Source organism: Methanosarcina barkeri 3, from assembly GCF_000970305.1.
GTDB classification, from domain to species: domain Archaea; phylum Halobacteriota; class Methanosarcinia; order Methanosarcinales; family Methanosarcinaceae; genus Methanosarcina; species Methanosarcina barkeri_A.
The window spans coordinates 3996255-4015233 of record NZ_CP009517.1 but is presented as its reverse complement, the minus strand read 5'-3'; the positions used below and the strand labels follow the sequence as shown (position 1 = coordinate 4015233).

18 protein-coding genes are annotated in these 18979 nt (G+C 39.1%); 11 read left to right on the top strand and 7 right to left on the bottom strand.

What is annotated here, in order from left to right; translation table 11 throughout:
- The first annotated feature begins 796 nt into the window (after nucleotides 1–796).
- From MSBR3_RS16385 to MSBR3_RS16375, 3 genes are all read left to right on the top strand, one after another.
- Nucleotides 797–1393 (top strand): B-box zinc finger protein, encoded by a 597-nt coding sequence (locus MSBR3_RS16385; RefSeq protein WP_048109224.1) that lies wholly within the window; start codon nucleotides 797–799, stop codon nucleotides 1391–1393.
- 70 nt (nucleotides 1394–1463) lie between these two features.
- On the top strand, nucleotides 1464–1793 hold the full coding sequence (locus MSBR3_RS16380) for a carboxymuconolactone decarboxylase family protein (RefSeq protein ID WP_048109223.1): 330 nt from the start codon (nucleotides 1464–1466) through the stop codon (nucleotides 1791–1793).
- 17 nt (nucleotides 1794–1810) lie between these two features.
- On the top strand, nucleotides 1811–2209 hold the full coding sequence (locus MSBR3_RS16375; RefSeq protein WP_048109222.1) for an LIM domain-containing protein: 399 nt from the start codon (nucleotides 1811–1813) through the stop codon (nucleotides 2207–2209).
- A 499-nt stretch (nucleotides 2210–2708) separates the two neighbouring features.
- On the opposite strand, the gene MSBR3_RS16370 is transcribed toward MSBR3_RS16375, so the two are convergent.
- The 4 genes from MSBR3_RS16370 to MSBR3_RS16355 form a co-directional block, all read right to left on the bottom strand.
- Nucleotides 2709–3395, bottom strand: coding sequence for a DUF169 domain-containing protein (locus MSBR3_RS16370; protein ID WP_048109221.1), 687 nt, complete (start codon nucleotides 3393–3395; stop codon nucleotides 2709–2711).
- Between the two features lie 40 nt (nucleotides 3396–3435).
- A complete protein-coding gene (locus MSBR3_RS21560) occupies nucleotides 3436–3819 on the bottom strand; it encodes a DUF4405 domain-containing protein (protein WP_268989097.1) in 384 nt (127 codons plus the stop codon).
- Nucleotides 3804–4154, bottom strand: a complete 351-nt coding sequence (locus tag MSBR3_RS16360) for a NifB/NifX family molybdenum-iron cluster-binding protein (protein ID WP_170943427.1) — start codon at nucleotides 4152–4154, stop codon at nucleotides 3804–3806. The genes MSBR3_RS21560 and MSBR3_RS16360 overlap by 16 nt, the downstream gene beginning before the upstream one ends.
- Before the next feature lie 102 nt (nucleotides 4155–4256).
- A complete protein-coding gene (locus MSBR3_RS16355) occupies nucleotides 4257–4679 on the bottom strand; it encodes a DUF134 domain-containing protein (protein WP_080942346.1) in 423 nt (140 codons plus the stop codon).
- A 771-nt stretch (nucleotides 4680–5450) separates the two neighbouring features.
- Here MSBR3_RS16355 and MSBR3_RS16350 point away from each other — a divergent pair.
- The 8 genes from MSBR3_RS16350 (at nucleotide 5451) to nikR (ending at nucleotide 13659) form a co-directional block, all read left to right on the top strand.
- The gene (locus MSBR3_RS16350) at nucleotides 5451–6545 is read left to right on the top strand and encodes an iron ABC transporter substrate-binding protein (protein WP_048109219.1); all 1095 of its coding nucleotides are present in this window, start codon (nucleotides 5451–5453) and stop codon (nucleotides 6543–6545) included.
- Complete coding sequence (locus tag MSBR3_RS16345; RefSeq protein WP_048109218.1) at nucleotides 6542–7165, top strand: class I SAM-dependent methyltransferase; 624 nt, start codon at nucleotides 6542–6544, stop codon at nucleotides 7163–7165. Before MSBR3_RS16350 ends, MSBR3_RS16345 begins: the two co-directional genes overlap by 4 nt.
- A 3-nt stretch (nucleotides 7166–7168) precedes the next feature.
- Nucleotides 7169–8941 (top strand): radical SAM protein, encoded by a 1773-nt coding sequence (locus MSBR3_RS16340; protein WP_048109217.1) that lies wholly within the window; start codon nucleotides 7169–7171, stop codon nucleotides 8939–8941.
- A complete protein-coding gene (locus MSBR3_RS16335; protein ID WP_048109216.1) occupies nucleotides 8934–9953 on the top strand; it encodes a FecCD family ABC transporter permease in 1020 nt (339 codons plus the stop codon). The genes MSBR3_RS16340 and MSBR3_RS16335 overlap by 8 nt, the downstream gene beginning before the upstream one ends.
- Nucleotides 9944–10723, top strand: a complete 780-nt coding sequence (locus MSBR3_RS16330; RefSeq protein ID WP_048109215.1) for an ABC transporter ATP-binding protein — start codon at nucleotides 9944–9946, stop codon at nucleotides 10721–10723. The genes MSBR3_RS16335 and MSBR3_RS16330 overlap by 10 nt, the downstream gene beginning before the upstream one ends.
- 120 nt (nucleotides 10724–10843) lie before the next feature.
- On the top strand, nucleotides 10844–11110 hold the full coding sequence (locus tag MSBR3_RS20510) for a hypothetical protein (RefSeq protein ID WP_048109214.1): 267 nt from the start codon (nucleotides 10844–10846) through the stop codon (nucleotides 11108–11110).
- An 86-nt stretch (nucleotides 11111–11196) separates the two neighbouring features.
- Entirely contained in the window at nucleotides 11197–12555 is a 1359-nt protein-coding gene (ftsA, locus tag MSBR3_RS16320) for a coenzyme F390 synthetase (RefSeq protein ID WP_048109213.1), read from the top strand.
- Between the two features lie 681 nt (nucleotides 12556–13236).
- Entirely contained in the window at nucleotides 13237–13659 is a 423-nt protein-coding gene (nikR, locus tag MSBR3_RS16315) for a nickel-responsive transcriptional regulator NikR (protein ID WP_048109212.1), read from the top strand.
- A gap of 271 nt (nucleotides 13660–13930) precedes the next feature.
- On the opposite strand, the gene MSBR3_RS16310 is transcribed toward nikR, so the two are convergent.
- From MSBR3_RS16310 to MSBR3_RS16300, 3 genes are all read right to left on the bottom strand, one after another.
- Nucleotides 13931–14287: an ArsR/SmtB family transcription factor gene (locus MSBR3_RS16310; protein ID WP_048109211.1), complete on the bottom strand. Its 357-nt coding sequence runs from the start codon at nucleotides 14285–14287 to the stop codon at nucleotides 13931–13933.
- A gap of 404 nt (nucleotides 14288–14691) precedes the next feature.
- Complete coding sequence (locus MSBR3_RS16305) at nucleotides 14692–16383, bottom strand: flippase-like domain-containing protein (RefSeq protein ID WP_230628047.1); 1692 nt, start codon at nucleotides 16381–16383, stop codon at nucleotides 14692–14694.
- A gap of 180 nt (nucleotides 16384–16563) precedes the next feature.
- A complete protein-coding gene (locus MSBR3_RS16300; protein ID WP_048109209.1) occupies nucleotides 16564–18729 on the bottom strand; it encodes a DUF2298 domain-containing protein in 2166 nt (721 codons plus the stop codon).
- Nucleotides 18730–18979: the final 250 nt, after the last annotated feature.

Genomic DNA, 18979 nt, shown 5'->3' with positions numbered 1-18979 from the left:
ACTTGTAATCGAAACCCACTGGGAAATTTTAACATATAAACATACTTATTTTTATATTATTAAATAAAAATCCGAAGCCGAATTTAAAGCTTTATAACACTTTGTATCCAAATTTAAAATATTATAAAATTAAGAATTTTTCTACTTGCGTTATATATCCGTTTAAAACGGAGTTTAAGGTATTTGAAAAGGTAGTGATTTTCAATATCTGTCTTGTGTTCTTTATATCCAAGCATATCACATATGTGAAGTTTTTTTTTGAATGCCTGATCTATTTAAGTCCCTTACTCTATTAGAGAAACAGACTTACTGTATTTGAAGAAAATAACTTCTATTATCTTCACAAAGAGCGCTGCATTTTATTATCCGGGATTTTCCAAACACTAAAGCCCCATACATTTCGCCTTTGCGTTATGTAAGCAGGATTAAGTTTTGATTCATATGTTTTGATTACACTAAAATCTGTATTATAAGCCTTAATAATTTAACATAATTTACACACGGCATACAGTACTATATCATTTACTTGAAATTTGGAGCCAAGATTAGGATATAAAACATATTAAAACAAGAATTTCATGTATATTATTTCTTATATTTAATTTTCTTATCTTGTAAGAAAAAAGTATGCTATATATAAATATCGATAACTTAATATGTTATTACTTACATCATTATAGAGAAACAGATCAATTGGAAAAACACAATTCAAAAATTCGCCATAGTAATAAGGGGAAATCTAAAACCTCATGAAAAGTCCAAAACCCCGTTTTTTGTTGTCTGACGGGAGAACTCGATGAAACTTGTACTTGATGAAGAAGAAATCTGGATAATTGAATGCATAAAAGAAACCCATATAGACTGTGGATTTCATATTCGAGACGTTATAAAAAAGGCAAAAGCAAGATACGGATTATCCAGATCGACAGTATATGAAATCATTAGTTATCTGGAGTTTCACGGCCTGGTAAAAACGAATAAATCTGGCAACCGGGAGCTCGATCAAAGTATTTCCTACTTTATAGTATGTCCTGTGTGCGGGAAGGAAGTTCCCGGAAATGAGTATATTGTAGAAAACGGGAGGGCAATATGTGAGGACTGCTATCTGGAAGAGCACCAGAGAATCAAGTTTGCGGATCCTATGGCCGTACGTTCTAAAAAACTCTTTCGAAAAAGTCATGGTCTGGAAGGTACAGAAGGTCTAACAGACATTCAAAAAGAACTTTGTGAATTTATACAAACGGAAGGAGCGGTTACGCCTGAAAAAATCTCCAAACTTTTTGGGCTTACACCCCAGGAAACAAGGAACCAGCTTGCAATATTAAGGCACTGTGAGCTTGTGAAATGGCGGCAGATAGGAGACGAAATATGTATTGTACCTTTTGATTCTTAATTTATTCTCAAAACATATTTATTTAAAATGTGAGAACCTGACAGAAAATATTTGTTTAGGAAGTTAAAACATGACCGAAAAAATCGACATGGACGAAAAGCTAAAAGATATGGCCGGCCAACTTCCCGGAGTAATGAATGCGCTATCTGGTCTCCATTCTGAAGTTGTTAAGGATGGGGCATTAAGTGCCAGAATGAAAGAACTCATGATGGTTGCGATCGCAGTATCGCTGCGTTGCGAATACTGTTTATGGAAGCACGTTCCTGAAGCTGTACGTTTGGGAGCAACTCGTGAGGAAATTCTGGAAGCTGTCAGTACTGCCATAGTAATGGCTGGTGGGCCTGCGGTAGCATATGGATCTGTGGTAGTCCTTAAAATTCTGGATGAATTGAATGTTTGAAGAAATGAGGTGAAATATTGACCGACGAGATAACTAATCCTGTCAAATGCCACATTTGTGGGTGTGAACTGGAAAAAGAAGATTGTATAGAAGAGGAAGGCAAGTTTTTCTGTGAAGATTGTTTTATAGAAGCTCACCATAAGATTCAGGCCTGTGATCCCTGGGCAGCTTATTCCAAGAAACTCTTCAGGAAGGAAGCCGGGCTTGAAGGTACGGAAGGCTTAACTGAACTGCAAAAAGCCATCTATGAATTTATCGTCTCCAGTGGTGGGGTAAAAAAGGAAGAAATTGCAAAAAAATTCCAAATATCTATTCTTGAAACCGAGAACCAGTTTGCTCTCCTGAGGCATTGCGAGCTGGTAAAAGGGCAAAAAAGAGCAGATGGTGTGTACCTTGTACCTTTTGAGAGTAAATAATAAAAAGACTTACATCTTATTTATTCTATAAATTTCAGGATGAAGATTAAACTTTTAATTTTTAGTAACTCAATATTTACAAAAACGTATTTTTTTTGATAACCTTTTCATATATTAGTAAAACAAAACTTCATGAAAAGAACTGTATATTAAGTTATTCTTTCTTTGAAGTTATTCTTTTTTTGAAGTTATTCTTTCTTTGAAGTTATTCTTTCTTTGAAGTTATTCTTTTTTTGAAGTTATTCTTTCTTTGAAGTTATTCTTTTTTTGAAGTTATTCTTTTTTTGAAGTTATTCTTTCTTTGAAGTTATTCTTTTTTTGAAGTTATTCTTTTTTTGAAGTAATTCTTTGTTTGAAGGAGAGACAGTTTTTCTATAAAACCTATCTCTCAACTTCAAGATGATGAAACGAACAAACAAGTACATCAGGTTATTCTCAAGTTAGTGGAGTTCGCTATGTCGGAGGAACTCTACAAGCTGAAAAATACCCGTTTTGAAAGTTACTTCGAAATTGCCTTAAGGCCAGTAGCTACATCAGCCAGATGTTCTATAGGAATTCCCATAATCATTTCTTCATCTGCGATTTTGGTGTATGTCCTGCTGCCGCTGCAACCGACTGTGACTCCCACTTTGCCTTCTTTATATGTCTTCACAACCGCATCCGAGCATAAGCTCTGCTTTCCTGCAAAACTCGCTTCGATTCTGCCGCCCGTTTTGTACATCATCGCCTGTGTAAGTAACATAACCTGTTTGGGGGTACAGATAACTACAACAACATCCGGAGTAAATGTGGCTTTTTCCAGGGGAGAGTACAGGATAGCTTCTGTTGAATTTGGGGGAAGCTTGGTAACTCCTTCAAGGGTGCGCCTGGCAGCGCCCTGGGTGCTGAATTGTTTGAGTTTATTAAAATAAAATTCTCCACTTGCAACTTTTGGAGGCATTTCGCCAAGGCCCATTGCGCCGGCCCCACCTTTGCACATCTGGTCTTCACCAAGTGTATAAAACTCCTCACCTGTTCGTCTCACTCTGTCTACCAGCTGGCAGTGTCTCATAGCCTCATCTACTTTTTTCATTCCCTCAGGAACTTCTTCTCCTTTAGGAATTAATTTTACTGCAACAGGAGAGGTATTCAGTTTCAGGCAGTCTACAAGTTCTTGCCCATATTTATTTATCTCTTTTGCATCCATATTTTCAACTCCGATTTTCAGATTATTTTGAATAATTTTCTTATCGGACTTTATCAGTCACTGTATCTCTCTCACAAATAGTGTTTTTGTTTTCTTTTTTGCAAAAGCTCTTTGTGGTACGTATTATCCATTGACTATGCAGGATAAGATGGACAACTATAAGAAAAACTATCAAGATTCCTGCTCTGCTGTGTATCCAAATCCAGTTAGCTTTCGTTAATCCCATATATACTATATAACGTCCTCTCGGAATTCCTGAAGGTATTAAAAAGTACATAACTAAACCTGTACCTGCAACAGCAAAAAATAGAGTTGTCAGAATAAGGTCTATTAAGTAATTAGTTTTTAGTCGGCTTACAGTTTCACCTCTTTCAGATGTTCCGATCCAACCATTGCTAATTAATTCGTTTAGTGATGAGAGCAATTACAGGTACCATTCATAGATAGTTCTTGCAGTAACCCATTATTATAGTCATCAACTGCGTTGGAAACCTTACCCGTTATTCCTGCAAATACTTTGATATTTTTTTCTGCCAGTGACATCAGTGGTCTCCCACCGATACCCGCAACAAGCACAGCATTGACATTATGTGATTCTAATATTTTTGATGGAGCAGCACAATTGTGCTCGATCTCAGGAGACAGGTTACTTATTGTTTTAACACTCTCAATATTTTTATCGCTTACATCCACGATGGTAAAATATTCGCATGAGCCATAATGAAAACAAACGTCAGATTCCAGTCCACTTTCATTCATTGATGGTATAGCAATTTTTGTCACTTTTCACACTTCCTTTAACATTTACCGCTGCTGCCTTTACCTTGCTTCTGGGGTAGCAGTATTCGTTCTCAATGATTTTTATTCTCTTTCGTTGCCGCCGATTGGGTATACGATTTCGGAACCGCACATCGGACAGATAGCTGGGCGCTCAGTATCACACTTTAATTCCCATCTATACTCACACCCGCTACAGAGAAATTCAACTTTGCACTCTCCATTATTTATATACTCTCCGGAAATCTCTATTGCTTTGCCATTGACAAGGGCCTCAGTCACTTTCTGTCGAGCCTTTTGCAGATCATTCCAGAAAGTTTTTCTGGAGATGCCCATCATATCTGCGGCCTCGTTTTGGCCAATATGAACGAGATCGCAAAGGCGGATGGCTTCAAGTTCTCCTATGGATAAGTTAATAATTTCGAGATCGCAGAGAGAAACCTTCCTGGGTTTATAATATGCAGCTTTTGGAAGGCACGATACCCTGCGCTTAACTCTATTTACCATCAAATTACTCATATGCGATTTATTATATATAACTTACTAATTTATACAGTTCATTTAGAACCTATCCAAAAAGTCCTGCTGTTCCAAATGCTATTCATGTATAAGCGAAATGAAGCATAGTAAAGTTATTCTCATTTTCTTTTTATATTCTCTAAGGAGATTAGTAATACTCTAATAGTTGTTTTTGTTTTAGTTTAAAGTCTTACAGCAATATTGGTTATGTAAAACAGACATAACTGTAATTTTAATAATGTTTATCTGCATCCTGAGTTCCGCAGTGTTTTTTTGGAAATTTTTATTTCTCCCACTAGCGTTTTCGAAATAATCCCAAATTATTATTATTGTTATTATTATTATTATTATTACTATTTGAAATTCAGTATAATTGATAAAATTGAAGCTGTCGTTTTTGTATCTAAATACCTCATCTTGCTATTTTTACCTCATTCACCTAAATTCAATAAACTCGTGCTAAATTTAAAATCGCCAACAAGAAACCTCATAGATATATCCCAATTTACTTCACAAAATAGGCTGAAGAATTTATAAATTTCTGAGTGCAAAGCTATATATAATACCTAATGGGAAATAGGTTACCGGTTTCCTATGTATATGCCATGAAAACAATCAGTCAACTACGAAAACGAATAAGTTTTCTAGAAAGCGTGTTCAAAAGCGTTTTCCCAGTTTATTCATGTAAGAATATATATTTATATCATTATGTTCATGCAAACATAACAACTAACCTATTAAAGTCTGTCAGGTATTACTATGCGTGGAAAAATAGGTACAATACTACTACTCTCTATTCTGGTTCTGGCTGTAGCATCCTGTGGGTGTGCAGAAAATACGCATCAGGCTGTCCAGAACTCAAGCACAGTACAGATAACCGATATGTTGGGCAGGCAGTTAACTGTGCCGACGGAAGTCTCTTCAGTTGTAGCCACTTCTCCGCCATCAACTATTCTCGTGTATATGCTTGCTCCGGACAAACTTGAAGGCTGGAATTTTAAAAATAACTTTACTCAACCTTTTATGGCTGAAAACTACTCAAATCTGCCTGTAATAGGGGGCTGGTTCGGAACACAGACCGGAAACTATGAAACTATAATTAACATGCATCCTGATATCGTAATTGAAGGATATACTACTGATGGGGAAATCCATGAAGCTATAGAGCGCAGACAGGAAAACTTTGGAAACATTCCTGTAGTAGCTGTTAATGATTCCATTATCTTCGTTAACAAATCTGATCCTACTATACAATATGTGGGTAAACTTCTTAATTGTGAAGACCAGGCACAAAAACTGATTGATTTCCGCAGTTCAATCCTTAACGAGATCAATAACACTGTAAAAGACATTCCCGAGGACCAGAAAGTACGCGTTTATTATGCCGAAGGTCCAAAGGGGCTGATGACTGACCCTTCGGGTTCTCAACATTCTCAAGTTATTGATATATGCGGTGGTATTAATGTTGCAGACTGCAAGCTTACTCCAGGGAATGGTATGACGCAGGTCTCAATCGAGCAGGTTATAAACTGGGATCCTCAGGTAATTATCACTTCAAATCCACAGTTCTATTCGACGGTTTACTCTGATTCTCTCTGGTCAAGCCTAGATGCTGTGAAAAACAAAAGAGTATACCTTGCTCCTCAGAATCCTTTCTGCTGGATTGACAGGCCACAGGGCCCTCACCTTATCATAGGGACTGCCTGGACTGCAAAAATGCTGTATCCTGACCGGTTTGCAAATATGGACCTGCCCAAGCTGACTCGTGATTTCTACTCGGAGTTCTTCCACTATGATCTCACGGATAAAGAACTGGACACTCTACTTAACCCTTCAGCAGAGGCTAAGACGTGAGCGAGAAGGATAAATCTCCGGGCTTTCCCTATATTGCAGAGAACATCTTTGCCCCCATCTACCCTGTAATAGCAGCTCATATCGTCAAGCAAAGCGGGATAGAGAAAGGTATATGCCTTGACCTGGGATGCGGTATAGCATCCCTGGGAGTTGCTGTTGCGGAAATAACGGATATGCAGGTATATGGTATCGATATTTCAACTGAAATGTGCAGGCTTTCAAGAAACAAAGCCTTCCGTCACTACCTTTCAGGTAAAGTTGCTCCTGTGCAGTCCGATGTACATCTGCTCCCTTTAAGGAACAATTGTGCAGATCTTATAGTAAGCCGGGGTTCTGTATTTTTTTGGAATGATCTGCCTGTGGCCTTTAAGGAAATTGCTCGCGTTCTTGCTCCGGGTGGGCAGGCATGGGTAGGAGGTGGCTTTGGCACAAAAGAGTTGAGAGCACAGATCTCTGAAAAAATGGTTGAAATAGATCCTGACTGGCATGCAAGTTCAAAAGAACGCCTCAGTCCTAAAAACCTTCAGGCTATAGAGGAGGCTGGAAAACAGACCGAAATCCCCTATCATGTAGTTCAGGATGAATCGGGATTCTGGATGGTACTAAGCAAGGAAGGTTGAAAAATGAAATGCAATGTGTGTGAATTCAGGTGTAAAATCGATGAATACAGCAGGGGAAGGTGTGGGAACTACATATGTGCTGGCGGTAATATCATCCAGGACCCTGATATCGGATATCTTGGAGCATATCCTGTTTCTATAGAAACCATTCCTTTACTTCATTACTATCCCTCAGGTAAGTTCCTTCAGGTTTTCAGTACTGGATGTAATTTCCAGTGTTCAGGCTGCGTGGCTCGCCTGTTAGCTTCAGGGAAATCGCTTGACCTTCCTGCACTTACCCCGTCTCAGGTAGTGGAAAAAGCAGTGCAGCAGGAGTGCCTGGGTGTAGTTTCCACACTCAATGAGCCTGCTGCAAACTATTATCTTTTCAGGGACCTTGCTGTGCAGGCAAAAGAAAAAGGTTTACTTGCAGGCTGTTCCACAAACTGCTATTTCACAGACGAGACACTGGAAGAACTTGGAAAGCTTGTAGATTTCATGAACATTGGAATTAAGGGTTATTCTGATAAGAGCTATATAAGCTGCGGAGTCCCGTCCTCAGCTCCTGTTTTCCGCAACATATCCAGGCTTTTCGACATGGGTGTACATGTTGAAACTTCGATCGTTTACTCACGGGGAAATGAAGAAGATGTGATAAAGGTTGTAAAAACGTTGTCTAATATCTCTCCTACCATTCCGGTTCAGGTCATGAGGTTCATTCCTTTCGGGGATGCCCCAATTGAGCTTGAACCCTCTATCGGAGAGGCTGAGAACCTGTGTGCTGCTCTGCGTAAACATATAGACTATGTTTATCTCTTCAATTCTCCAGGTACGGAATTGTCAAACACGTACTGTCCTGAATGCGGCAGCCTTCTTGCAGAAAGGGAATTTTACGGGCCCATGGGTTCCAGGCTTCTAAAACCCTGGACAAGTTACACCTGTAATTGCGGTAAGGATACCCCGGTTAAAGGGATAACTGCGAATGAAAGTTTCAATGAGGAAGGTTTCATGGGCGGTTACAGGATAAGTCGAGCTTTCAGTATGGTCCATGCAGTACTTACATGCCTGGGAATACTTGACGACAACAGATTAATTGAAATATGGGGAAAAGTCTCCAATCCCGAAACCCTGAATCGAATACATCATATGGTACAGCAGCCGTACTCCTATCTTGAATTTATCAGGCTTATTGCTGAGAAGGCAAATGTGCCGGAAAAAGGTGAAGAACTTATTTCCTTTACTCTTAATCGTCTGGAACTTGTCAAATCTCTTGCAGCGGAAAATAGCTGTCATAAGGTGTATTATTGTATGGGCTCTCCTCTTTTTGCTCTAAACGCCGGAAGAATGGAAAACAATCTTGTAACATTTTCCGGGGGAGTTAGCATCAACAAACAGCTTCAAAAAGAAGGCAAACCGGGTGTAAATGTTTCTCCCTCTTTTATAAGTGAGCAGAATCCCATGACAATTTTTATCTCAGGTTTTCTTTCTCGCCCTCTCGATGAGTTTTATAGCCTGTGCCAGCAGTATGGCATATCTGCAGATGCGGTAAAAAAGCATCGTGTCTATGAAGTTCCGCCGTCCTGGGATTTCGGGAACCCTCGCTGGATACTGGGACTCCTGTACATAGCAGACAAACTGAACCCAGAAAACTCAACAATTGACATGAAAAAAGAAGCAAATGAGTTTTATCTACGGTTTTACGGTATACCTTTTGAGGAAGCAAAGCCTAACAGGTCATTTCACAGACCCTCTTCCGGCATATGGCCCAGGCATGTGATGAGGGATACTCATGCCTGATTACAAGTTTAATCGCACTACCCTGGTGTATCTGTTACCTTTCGTGTTACTCATAATCTCCCTTTTTGTCGGAAGATACCAAACTCCACTGTCGGCAGTTGTGGATGAGAGCATTAGCACTTTTTCATCCTTTTTTTTCGGCACTCCTGCTTCGGTTTCCACTCAACACACAGTACTATTTAATGTAAGGTTACCAAGGATACTTGCAGCTTTACTGGTAGGTGCAGCTCTTTCCATATCTGGAGCCTCTTTCCAGGGAATCTTTCGTAATCCTCTTGTGTCCCCTTATATCCTTGGAGTAGGTTCAGGGGCTGGTTTCGGAGCATGCCTTGCAATATTGCTCTGGAACAATTATCTTATAATACAGTTGATGGCTTTTGCTTTCGGACTCCTTGCGATGTTTATTGCTATAAGTATGGGTAAAGTCAGCAAAGGTACTGGAACTCTTGTATTCGTGCTTTCGGGAATTATTGTTAACTCTATTTTCACGGCTCTTACGTCACTGGCAAAGTATGTAGCAGATCCTTATGATCAACTTCCTGCAATAGTATTCTGGCTTATGGGAAGCCTTGCTACTGTCAGGTACGTTGATCTGCTCTATATATTATCGCCTATAATTGTCGGGTCTCTAGTATTGTTTCTTTTCAGGTGGCGTATCAACATTTTGTCCCTTGGCGACGAGGAAGCTAAAGCTCTTGGAATGGACGTGGAAAAAATGCGGCTGATCATCATTGTTTGTGCGACCCTTGTAACTTCAGCAGCAGTCAGTATCAGTGGTGTCATTGGTTGGGTAGGACTGGTTGTACCTCATATCTCAAGAATGATTGTTGGTCCCAATTATAGCCGCCTCTTACCCATGAGCATGGTTATCGGAGCATCGTTTATGCTGGTTGTGGATGATCTTTCAAGGACCATTGTAGCTACAGAAATTCCCCTGGGAATTCTCACTTCGCTGGTAGGAGCTCCGGTGTTTGCATACCTTATCAAGAAGGGGCGTATGGGATGGAACTGATGCTGGAAGTAAAGTCCCTTGCTTTCTCTTATGGAAACAGGCCAGTATTTGAAAATGTATCTTTTTCGCTGAAAAAAGGCGAAATCATGTGCATTTTGGGCCCAAACGGGGCAGGAAAATCTACACTTATCAAATGTATTGCGGGAATTCTCAAACCCGATAACGGATCTATCTATATTCAGGGAGAGGATACAGTTTCTCTTGGGGTAAGAGGAATTGCCAGGAATATAGGTTATGTACCTCAGCAAAATGAAGTGGTTTTTCCGTTTACTGTGCTGGATTTTGTAGTTATGGGCCGTGCTCCTCATCTTTCCATGTTTGCATCCCCTGGTACAGAGGATATTAAACTTGCAAAAGAATCACTAGCAATGGTGGGAATTTCCGGTCTTGCAGAAAGACCGGTTGCTAAGCTCAGTGGAGGACAGAGTCAAATGGTGCTTATTGCCAGGGCTCTTGTCCAGAAGCCTGCTCTGCTTTTGCTGGACGAGCCAACTTCTCACCTTGATTTTGGCAACCAGATCCTTGTGCTGGAAACTGTCCAGAAACTGGCTTCACTTGGAATGTCCATTGTTATGAATACACATATGCCGGATCATGCTTTTTTGTTAGGTGACAGAGCTGCAGCATTGTCCGGAGGTAGACTGGTTGCAGCAGGAAAAGTCGAAACCGTTGTAACCAGTAAGATGATGTCTTCAGTCTATGGTGTAAATGTAGCTATCAGGGAAATTGAAGATATGAAAAGAAAAGTATGTTTACCCTTAAGAAGATAAACAAAATATAATATAAATATCAATTTTAATATAAACATGCATTAAATATAAATCTAAAAATAAAAGCACACATAAAAATAGAAAAATCTAAAAAAGGTGAAATAAAACAGATCCATAAAAATGCAGCCTCAAGAGAAAAAAGATAGAAGGAAAGAGGGCAGGATCTTATCTACCCATCTTGTTATTTCTACTCCTCTTGTTATTTCTACTCCTCTTGTTATTTCTACTCCTCTTATTATTTCTACTCCTCTTATTATTTCTACTCCTCTTATTATTTCTACTCCTCTTATTATTTCTACTCCTCTTATTATTTCTACTCCTCTTATTATTTCTACTCCTCTTATTATTTCTACTCCTTTTATTATTTTTAATATTCAAAAAGGTTAATAATTTAAAGATCGCAGAAAAGATTTCATCTTTGAAGCTAATAAATAACAGGTTTTCTGATCTTATTCTATTTGGGGGTGCTTTCTATGGACAACTCAAGACCTTATTTCAATCCTGAAATCGAAACCATGGACAGGGAAGAACTGGATGCTCTCATAGAGGAGCGGGTAAGGTACACGGTAAAATATGCGGCAGAACATTCTCCTTTTTACAGAAAATGGTTTGAAAAGCAGGGCGTGGATCCGGCTGAGATTAAAACCCATGAGGACCTTCTGGACCTTCCCATAATCTCGGGAAACACTATCCGTGAAAACCAACCTCCGGAAATGAACGAATTCATGTTCAGGAGTGTGGGATGGGAGGACGTTTTCACAGTTCATGAGACTAGCGGAACTAGCGGAAACCCAAAGAGTTTTTTCCTTACATGGGAAGACTGGGAACGGTATTCGGAAAAGTACGCACGTATTTTCAGGTCACAGGGCTTCGGTCCTGGAGACAGGGTTGTTGTCTGTGCTTCTTATGGAATGAATGTAGGGGCAAACACCATGACCCTTGCGGCCAGGCAGCTTGGTATGAGTATTATTCCTGAGGGTAAATGCACGTTTCCCCTGCGTGTTATCGAAGCTTACAGGCCTACAGGTATAGTAGGCAGTGTATTCAAACTACTTAACCTCGCCAGAAGGTTACAGGCAGAAGGTATTGACCCTCGGGAGTCAGGTGTAGATAAACTTGTCGTGGGAGGAGAATCCTTTGCTGAAGAGTCAAGGAACTACCTTTCGGAAATCTGGGGCTGTCCGGTTTATAATACTTATGGAAGCACGGAAGGTACGATGTGTGGTGAGTGTGATGAGGTATCAGGGCTGCATGTGCCTGAAGACCTTGTCCACGTTGATATTTACGATCCCCATGTGGAGAATTATGTACCTGACGGAGAATGCGGAAGGGTTATCCTGAGTACACTGCTGCCTGTTGGGGCGAAAGCGGGCACCCTTCTTTTAAACTATGATACCGAAGACACAACTGTGGTGCTCACGCGCAAACAGTGTCCCTGCGGAAGGACGCATATGAAGATTATGACTCCTCAGCGGGAGGCTGAAACTGTGTGGGTAGAAGGAGCTCCCTTTAACCGTGTAGATGTGGAAAGAGGCGTTTTTCAGCGCGAAAACATGGACTATCTAACTGGAGAATATGAGGCTTTTCTTTATGGCGCAGAGGATGAAGGAGAAACCGTACTCAGGGTAAGTATGGAATGTGAAAGTCCTGAGGTGTGCGACCGGGATCGTATAAAGGAGAACTTTCTTCGCACTTTTCTTAAATATAAGCCTCCGCTTTCCAGGGCTTATGCCGAAGGTACTTTCAAAATAATATTCAATTTCACGGGCCCTATGGGTCTCGAACTTAACAGAATAAAAGGCAGGCCTAAAAGGCTTGTGGACAGGCGATAGAGATGATAAGAAAAGACCGTGACACAGAAAAATGCCAAAACGATTTAAAAGTGTAAAGTCACTTAAAGAGCTCTGAGAAAACTCAAAAACGCTGAGATAATTCAGAAAATGTTGAAACGTTAGTATTGAGAAAGTGGGCTTATCTGGAAAATGTACTCGTGCCTGGAATCGATCTTACATATAATTTTCTTAAATTTTATTAAAAAATAATTTGTTTAAAACTTCTTCTACTTTTATTTTATTTTTATATTTTCTTTTATATGTTGTCAAGTTAATCAAAAATTGGTTTAACGATGTCGTTTTCTCCTTGACAAATAGAATTGGCCACGTATTAATGGACTCAGATGAAGTACAATCAACAGTTATAACTGAAAAATAACTGAAAAATAACTGAAAAATAACTGAAAAATAATTCGAAACAAATTTGACTTCCAAATACTACTAATAGTTATTAATATTATTTTCTTCAGACTGAATAATTACTTTTTCCAAAATAAAAAAGCCTATATATTTTCTGGTTAGTAGACGTAAGCTATTCCCAAAGATTAATATTAGTAAAGAACGAATATTTGTTAGAAACTCTTTTATATTAGTGGCTATGTGAAAAAAACATATATAGTGCTACGTGTAATATACTAAAGTATTAACTCGTAAACAAATCCAAGATTATCCGGTGATATTATGGAAACAGAACTTATGAGGATAGGAGTTTCCCTTCCCGACACCCTTTTGGGTAAATTTGATGAGATTATCGAAAAAAGAGGTTATTCTTCTCGTTCCGAAGGCATAAGAGATGCCATTAGAAGTTACATTTCTTATTACGAATGGATGGGTGACATTAAGGGTTACCGCGTCGGGACCGTTTCGGTTATTTATGACCATACAAAAAGAGGTCTCTCGAATGCCCTTGCAGATATTCAGCACCACTACTCTCACCTGATAAAATCATCAGTGCATATACACCTTGATCATGACAATTGCTTTGAAGTAATTGTTCTCGATGGGGAAGGTGAAGAAATTAAGGAGCTTGCCGAAGCTATAATGGCCCTCAAAGGGGTAAAATTCTCAAAGCTTACTACTGTAGCATCAAACGAACAAATCTGATCTTCTCTAAGTGTTTGTTTTGAACAGTCATGAGAAGGTAAGAATGGAGTAAAGAAAAGACTCAAAATAAAAGATTCTAAAGAAAAGACTCAAAATAAAAGATTCTAAAGAAAAGACTCAAAATAAAAGATTCTAAAGAAAAGACTCAAAATAAAAGATTCTAAAGAAAAGACTCAAAATAAAAGATTCTAAAGAAAAGACTCAAAATAAAAGATTTCTAGAGGGAAAATACTTCACTTCAAAGAGAATAAATCCCTCTTGACTTTTATATTTATACCTTTTCGAAGTGTTTTTCAATATGTTTTAGGAGCAGGTTTCCGAATTTTGTGAGTTCATAAACCTGAAAACTCCGTTCTCTTTGTGAGTTTACCAGGCCTGCTTCTTTTAATAGTTTAAGATGGTACGAAAGGGCTGAATGCTGCTGGTCTGTGCAGTTAACAAGGACACAGACACAGAGACTCTGGACTTCAAGAGCTTTGAGAATTCTCAGGCGGGTCGGATCTGAAAGAACCTTAAGCAGATTAACGATTTCTTCCACATCCTCGTTCATTGCCGCATTCACAGCATCAAGTACATCTTCCGGAAGACAATATGAATCCTTTACTTTGATTAATTTTTTTTCAGACATTTCTTCCACTTAACTATCAATTCGAGTAAAGCATGTGGTTATTATTTTTAACTCTTTGTATTAATGCTTCGGTTATTTCTTAAACTCTTTGACTTATATATCAGGTCTGATTTTAACTATTCTGCTTACCTTGCTTACTTGTTTACTCAGCAAATCCTGGCTATGCCCTGTTCACTCTTTCTGCTGCATATTCTGTTTATTCTGTTTACTTTGCTTATTCTGTTTACTTTGTTTATTCTGTTTACTTTGTTTATTCTGTTTACTTTGTTTATTCTGTTTACTTTGTTTATTCTGTTTACTTTGTTTATTCTGTTTACTTTGTTTATTCTGTTTACTTTGTTTATTCTGTTTACTTTGTTTATTCTTACTTTGTTTACTCTATTTATTATCTTGAGTATCCTGTTTTATCCTTTTAAAATATCCTTCTCAGTACAGAGCACTTCTCTCCATCTGAGTCCAAGTTCCGAGAGAGCAAGACCGCCTCCTATCAAAGTAATTGAATTTTTTATAATATGATCGAGCACAGCAACCGTAAATCCTATTTCCGGGCTTATTCCTCCAATCCCGAAGACTGCAGTAAGGGCAACTTCATATGTTCCTATAGCTCCAGGTGTTATTGGAAAGATTTTTGCAATATTTCCAAGGGCTACAGCCAGGAAAATCAGTGATATCATATATGTGGACGAGACACTTTCCCCGACTGCCGGAAATGATTTAAAAACAAAGAAACAGGTGAATATATCTGTTCCCCATATAAGAAGAGACGATGCAGTCACAGCCAGAAACGAGCTTGGATGTACGGCAACGATACTTATCTGATGGAGAAAAGTAGATGCAAAGCCTTTCATTTTTCCAGAAAGTCCTTTCTGAACATTTTCCACTTCCAATATCTTTATATTGGTACTTTCTCGGAAAGATACAGTAAATAGAATTAAAAAGAAAATCACTACTGAAAGTCCGGACAGCTTTATCAGAGAGTTCATCCAAGGTGCAAGTTCAAAATGGGAAGCAGCCCCTGAAGATGCAAGTACTGCTATAGAAGTAATTGCAACTACATCGAATACTCTTTCTACAGTTAGTGAGGAAAAGCTAGTTGTAAAGTCAAGGTCTTTGCTTTTTTTCAGGATATACATCCTGCTCAGGTCTCCTATCCGTGCCGGAAGAATTACATTTGCGGATTGGCTGATAAAAATGCTGCCTGTAAGAAATCCAACTCCGTATTGATTTCCAAGCCTGTTAAGGATCTGCTGAAAGCGTACTCCTCTTAAAGGCCAGGAAGCACAGTATACCAGAACAGCTATAATCAAAGTCCTGAGGGATGCCTGCTTCATGTTTTCCAGAATATCGGATGCGCCAAGGAAGGTTGCAACAAGTGTAAGGATCAGAATTGCGAGAGTAGCTGTTAAGAAGATTTTTCCTTTGCCTGAAACTCCGGGCGGGGATGAGAGTTCCCGCCAGAGACGAAATATCTCAGACCCCATTCCTTTGACATCTTTTGCCAGATTAACCTTACTTGACTCTCCATGCCTCCAGTAAACCGGAAATTCTATTACTTTATATCTTTTATGCTGGGCTCTTACGAGTACTTCGGTGTCCCAGAACCAGTGTTCATTCTCGATCTCATCAAGAAACTCAAAGAGAGCTTCTCTCCTGAAAGCCTTAAAACCACACTGGTGGTCACAAAGCTTTGAATTTAGAAAAAGTCTCACCAGAAAATTATATCCTCTGCTTGCAAACTCCCGTTTAAAAGGCCTTTTTGCATCACTATCGGGCATCATTCTTGAGCCTGTAGCAAAATCATAACCATCTGTGCTCACAGCCTTGATCAGTTTTTCCAGATACTTCATATCTGTTGCAAGATCCACATCAATATAGCAAAGGACTTCTCCTGAAGCGACTTTAAAAGCCCGGTTAAGAGCTTTTCCCCGACCCTGCCGTTTATCCGAGTGCAGGTGGACAACATAAGCATGCTGTTCCGAGAGTCTGGAAGCTATCCGGTCCGTACCGTCCGTGCTGCCGTCTTCTGCTATGATGATCTCGAACTGATCCGTTATTTTAAAAAGTGTCTCTGCTGTGACAAAGACAGCCTTCTTGATATTCGCTGCCTCATTATAAGCTGGTAAAACTACCGATACGCTGGTAATGGATAAGACCCCTCTATTTTCATTCCAGTATTAGGAGCGAATCTATAAATTACATAAACGGACTTTTCTATACTTATATAAATGGACTATTATATAATCATGGGTTTAAGGTTACACCTAAAAACCAAAAACTCAGAATTTCTTTTTTACTTTGTAAATCCGGACTGAACTCTGGTAAACCGGTTCAAAATAAGTTTCATCCTCGAACTTATCCGCCTTTATATCATACATCTGCCGTTCAAGTTGACCAATATACACATAGCTTACGTTATATTTATTCATAAGCTCAAGAGCTTTTTTTTCACTGCTTGTACTGTAAATGATATTTACGTCTTCAAGCCTTTTTGCGATTTCTTTATTGTCTCTTCCCCAAAACCTCTCATGCCTTGTCCATCCGATAATCGTAGGAAGCCCGGTATTTGCCGAGACACGCGAGGTATAACGATAACTGCTGTCATCTGAGGAAGCTTCAAGAATCACCGGAACTCCCTTTACATTTTCCTGAATCCATTTTATGGCATCATAATCCCCTCTGTCCAGTTTTTTCATATATTCCATGCCGTCAAGAGCAGGTTTTGCATTCATATCTTCTATTCTCGTAAAGGTTGATACTACGGGAAACACGCTGCATGAGAGGACCAGGAGCATAAGTGAGAATGTCCAGACTTTTTTTCCATAGACCCTATTTGTAGGAAGACTATTCTCCAGAGGAATTCTGTAGCGGAAATAAAGGTAATAGAAAGAATAAGAAGCTGCAATAGCTAGAAAAATCCATAAATGCATATAAAATTTGAAAACAGTATTCATACGGGCGAAACTTCCGGAAATAGGGTCGTCGAGAAAGATGATTTCGCAGATAAGAGCTATGAACGCAGCCATTGCGATCAGAAGCGAGACGAATCCTGTACTACTTCTCTCAGGAAGGTCTTTTATGAAAGAATAAAGCGAAAGAGTAAGTAAAGGGAGAAGGATTACAAGCAGGGAAATAGTCCATTCTCTGGCAAGAAACAACGATATTCCTGTCAATAAGATGAAGTACTGTTTTTTTCTTCTGAGTTCCAGGTGATTCGCGAGGAAAGAAAAAGTCAAAAAAAGGAAGAGACTGAACAGGATCAGGAATTCTCCGATTGTTGTACGAAGTTCTGGCGGAACAAAATCAAATCCACCTGCAGCTTGTGGTTTAAATGACAGATAAAAGGGCAAGTACGGAATAAGACTAAAAATGGAAATCGAAAAAATTGTTCCAAAAAACACAGTAATGAATTTTGATAAGCTTTTTTTATGAATATAGCGCCCGTAGTAGAAAGCAAAAATAACTGCAAATGTCAGGCCAAGGTATATCGGGAAATCCCATGAATTAGAAGGAAATAAGTAGCCAATGGATATTGAAAACATAAGAAAGGACAGTATACCTTCAAAGGCACGATCACTATCTTTCCTTAGATATATATTCAGGAGGAAAGCAAGTACCAGTAACTGGAACGGAATTGCAAGCATGTGGGAATGAAGGTCCCCGTGTATGAAACTGAAGTAAGGAAACTCATTTATCGTATACGGGATAACTCTCGAACTGCTCCAGTAGTATCCCATTGGAACCGTCTCTCTGGTAAGGTACATGGATATGAATTCTTTAAGTCCCTGCAGATTTCCTAGTAGAATCACGGATACGGCAGTAAGAAGCCCGTACTTTATTTTTCCGTTAGTGAGGTTATATCCAAATCCGAAAAGTAGATTGAAGGAAAGAGCGAAAGTGAGCGCAATAGCCAGATTGAAAAGCATGGATGGTTCGACAGAAAGTAGTTTTCCAGGAACTCCCACAGAAAGGTATCCGAAGTAGTAATAAAATTCAAGGGAACCTCCTGCAAACCAGGGATCTGCCGGAGGAAAAGAAGAAGTTCTTGTTATTGCATTCAAAAAAGCAAAGTCCATAAACTTTTCATGCCTGTAGATCTCAGGGAGATACATGCGTATAAGCAGAAAAAAAAAGAAGCCTGCAGCGAATACAAGCTCATTTGAAAACAGGATGTTCTTTTTCGGTAAAATCCTTTGTTTTCGATAGACAATTCCCGATATAAGGCAAAGTAGAAGTACTGAGATAAGGATCGTGTGTCTGTTAAAGCCCCATACGTAGGAAAAAAGCCAGGCAAGATACGTAACGAGCACTATTCCCAGGGTTCTTGCTGCAGAATATCCTCTATCAGCAAGCCGATCACCAGCTATTCCGGCAAGAGGCATGGAAATCAGGCCCAGCATTTCAATAAAAATAAACCAAAAAATTACGTAAAGATACTCTAACACCGCTCTCTTCCCTTTAAAATCATTTGTTAAAGTACACTTTCCAAAGCCCCACTCTCTTGAAGTGTACTTTTTATTTACCTGACAGAAGTGCTGATAATATGTATTTTGTAAATAGGTTTATATTTTTTATCGTAGAAAAAATTATTTAATTCTTTTTCTTACTTCATTTTCCCCGAATCTTATATTGTTCCTTCCAGAAGATTACCTTGTTCCTTCCAGAACATTATTTTATTCCTTCCAGAAGATTACC

Bases quoted from the DNA above. Each gene is read 5' to 3' on its own strand.
- MSBR3_RS16360 (WP_170943427.1), bottom strand. From the start codon at position 4,154: ATGAATGAAAGTGGACTGGAATCTGACGTTTGTTTTCATTATGGCTCA.
- MSBR3_RS16380 (WP_048109223.1), top strand. From the start codon at position 1,464: ATGACCGAAAAAATCGACATGGACGAAAAGCTAAAAGATATGGCCGGC.
- MSBR3_RS16335 (WP_048109216.1), top strand. From the start codon at position 8,934: ATGCCTGATTACAAGTTTAATCGCACTACCCTGGTGTATCTGTTACCT.
- MSBR3_RS16310 (WP_048109211.1), bottom strand. From the start codon at position 14,287: ATGTCTGAAAAAAAATTAATCAAAGTAAAGGATTCATATTGTCTTCCG.
- MSBR3_RS16330 (WP_048109215.1), top strand. From the start codon at position 9,944: ATGGAACTGATGCTGGAAGTAAAGTCCCTTGCTTTCTCTTATGGAAAC.
- MSBR3_RS16340 (WP_048109217.1), top strand. From the start codon at position 7,169: ATGAAATGCAATGTGTGTGAATTCAGGTGTAAAATCGATGAATACAGC.
- MSBR3_RS20510 (WP_048109214.1), top strand. From the start codon at position 10,844: ATGCAGCCTCAAGAGAAAAAAGATAGAAGGAAAGAGGGCAGGATCTTA.
- MSBR3_RS16350 (WP_048109219.1), top strand. From the start codon at position 5,451: ATGCGTGGAAAAATAGGTACAATACTACTACTCTCTATTCTGGTTCTG.
- MSBR3_RS16370 (WP_048109221.1), bottom strand. From the start codon at position 3,395: ATGGATGCAAAAGAGATAAATAAATATGGGCAAGAACTTGTAGACTGC.
- ftsA (WP_048109213.1), top strand. From the start codon at position 11,197: ATGGACAACTCAAGACCTTATTTCAATCCTGAAATCGAAACCATGGAC.
- MSBR3_RS16355 (WP_080942346.1), bottom strand. From the start codon at position 4,679: ATGGTAAATAGAGTTAAGCGCAGGGTATCGTGCCTTCCAAAAGCTGCA.
- MSBR3_RS16385 (WP_048109224.1), top strand. From the start codon at position 797: ATGAAACTTGTACTTGATGAAGAAGAAATCTGGATAATTGAATGCATA.
- nikR (WP_048109212.1), top strand. From the start codon at position 13,237: ATGGAAACAGAACTTATGAGGATAGGAGTTTCCCTTCCCGACACCCTT.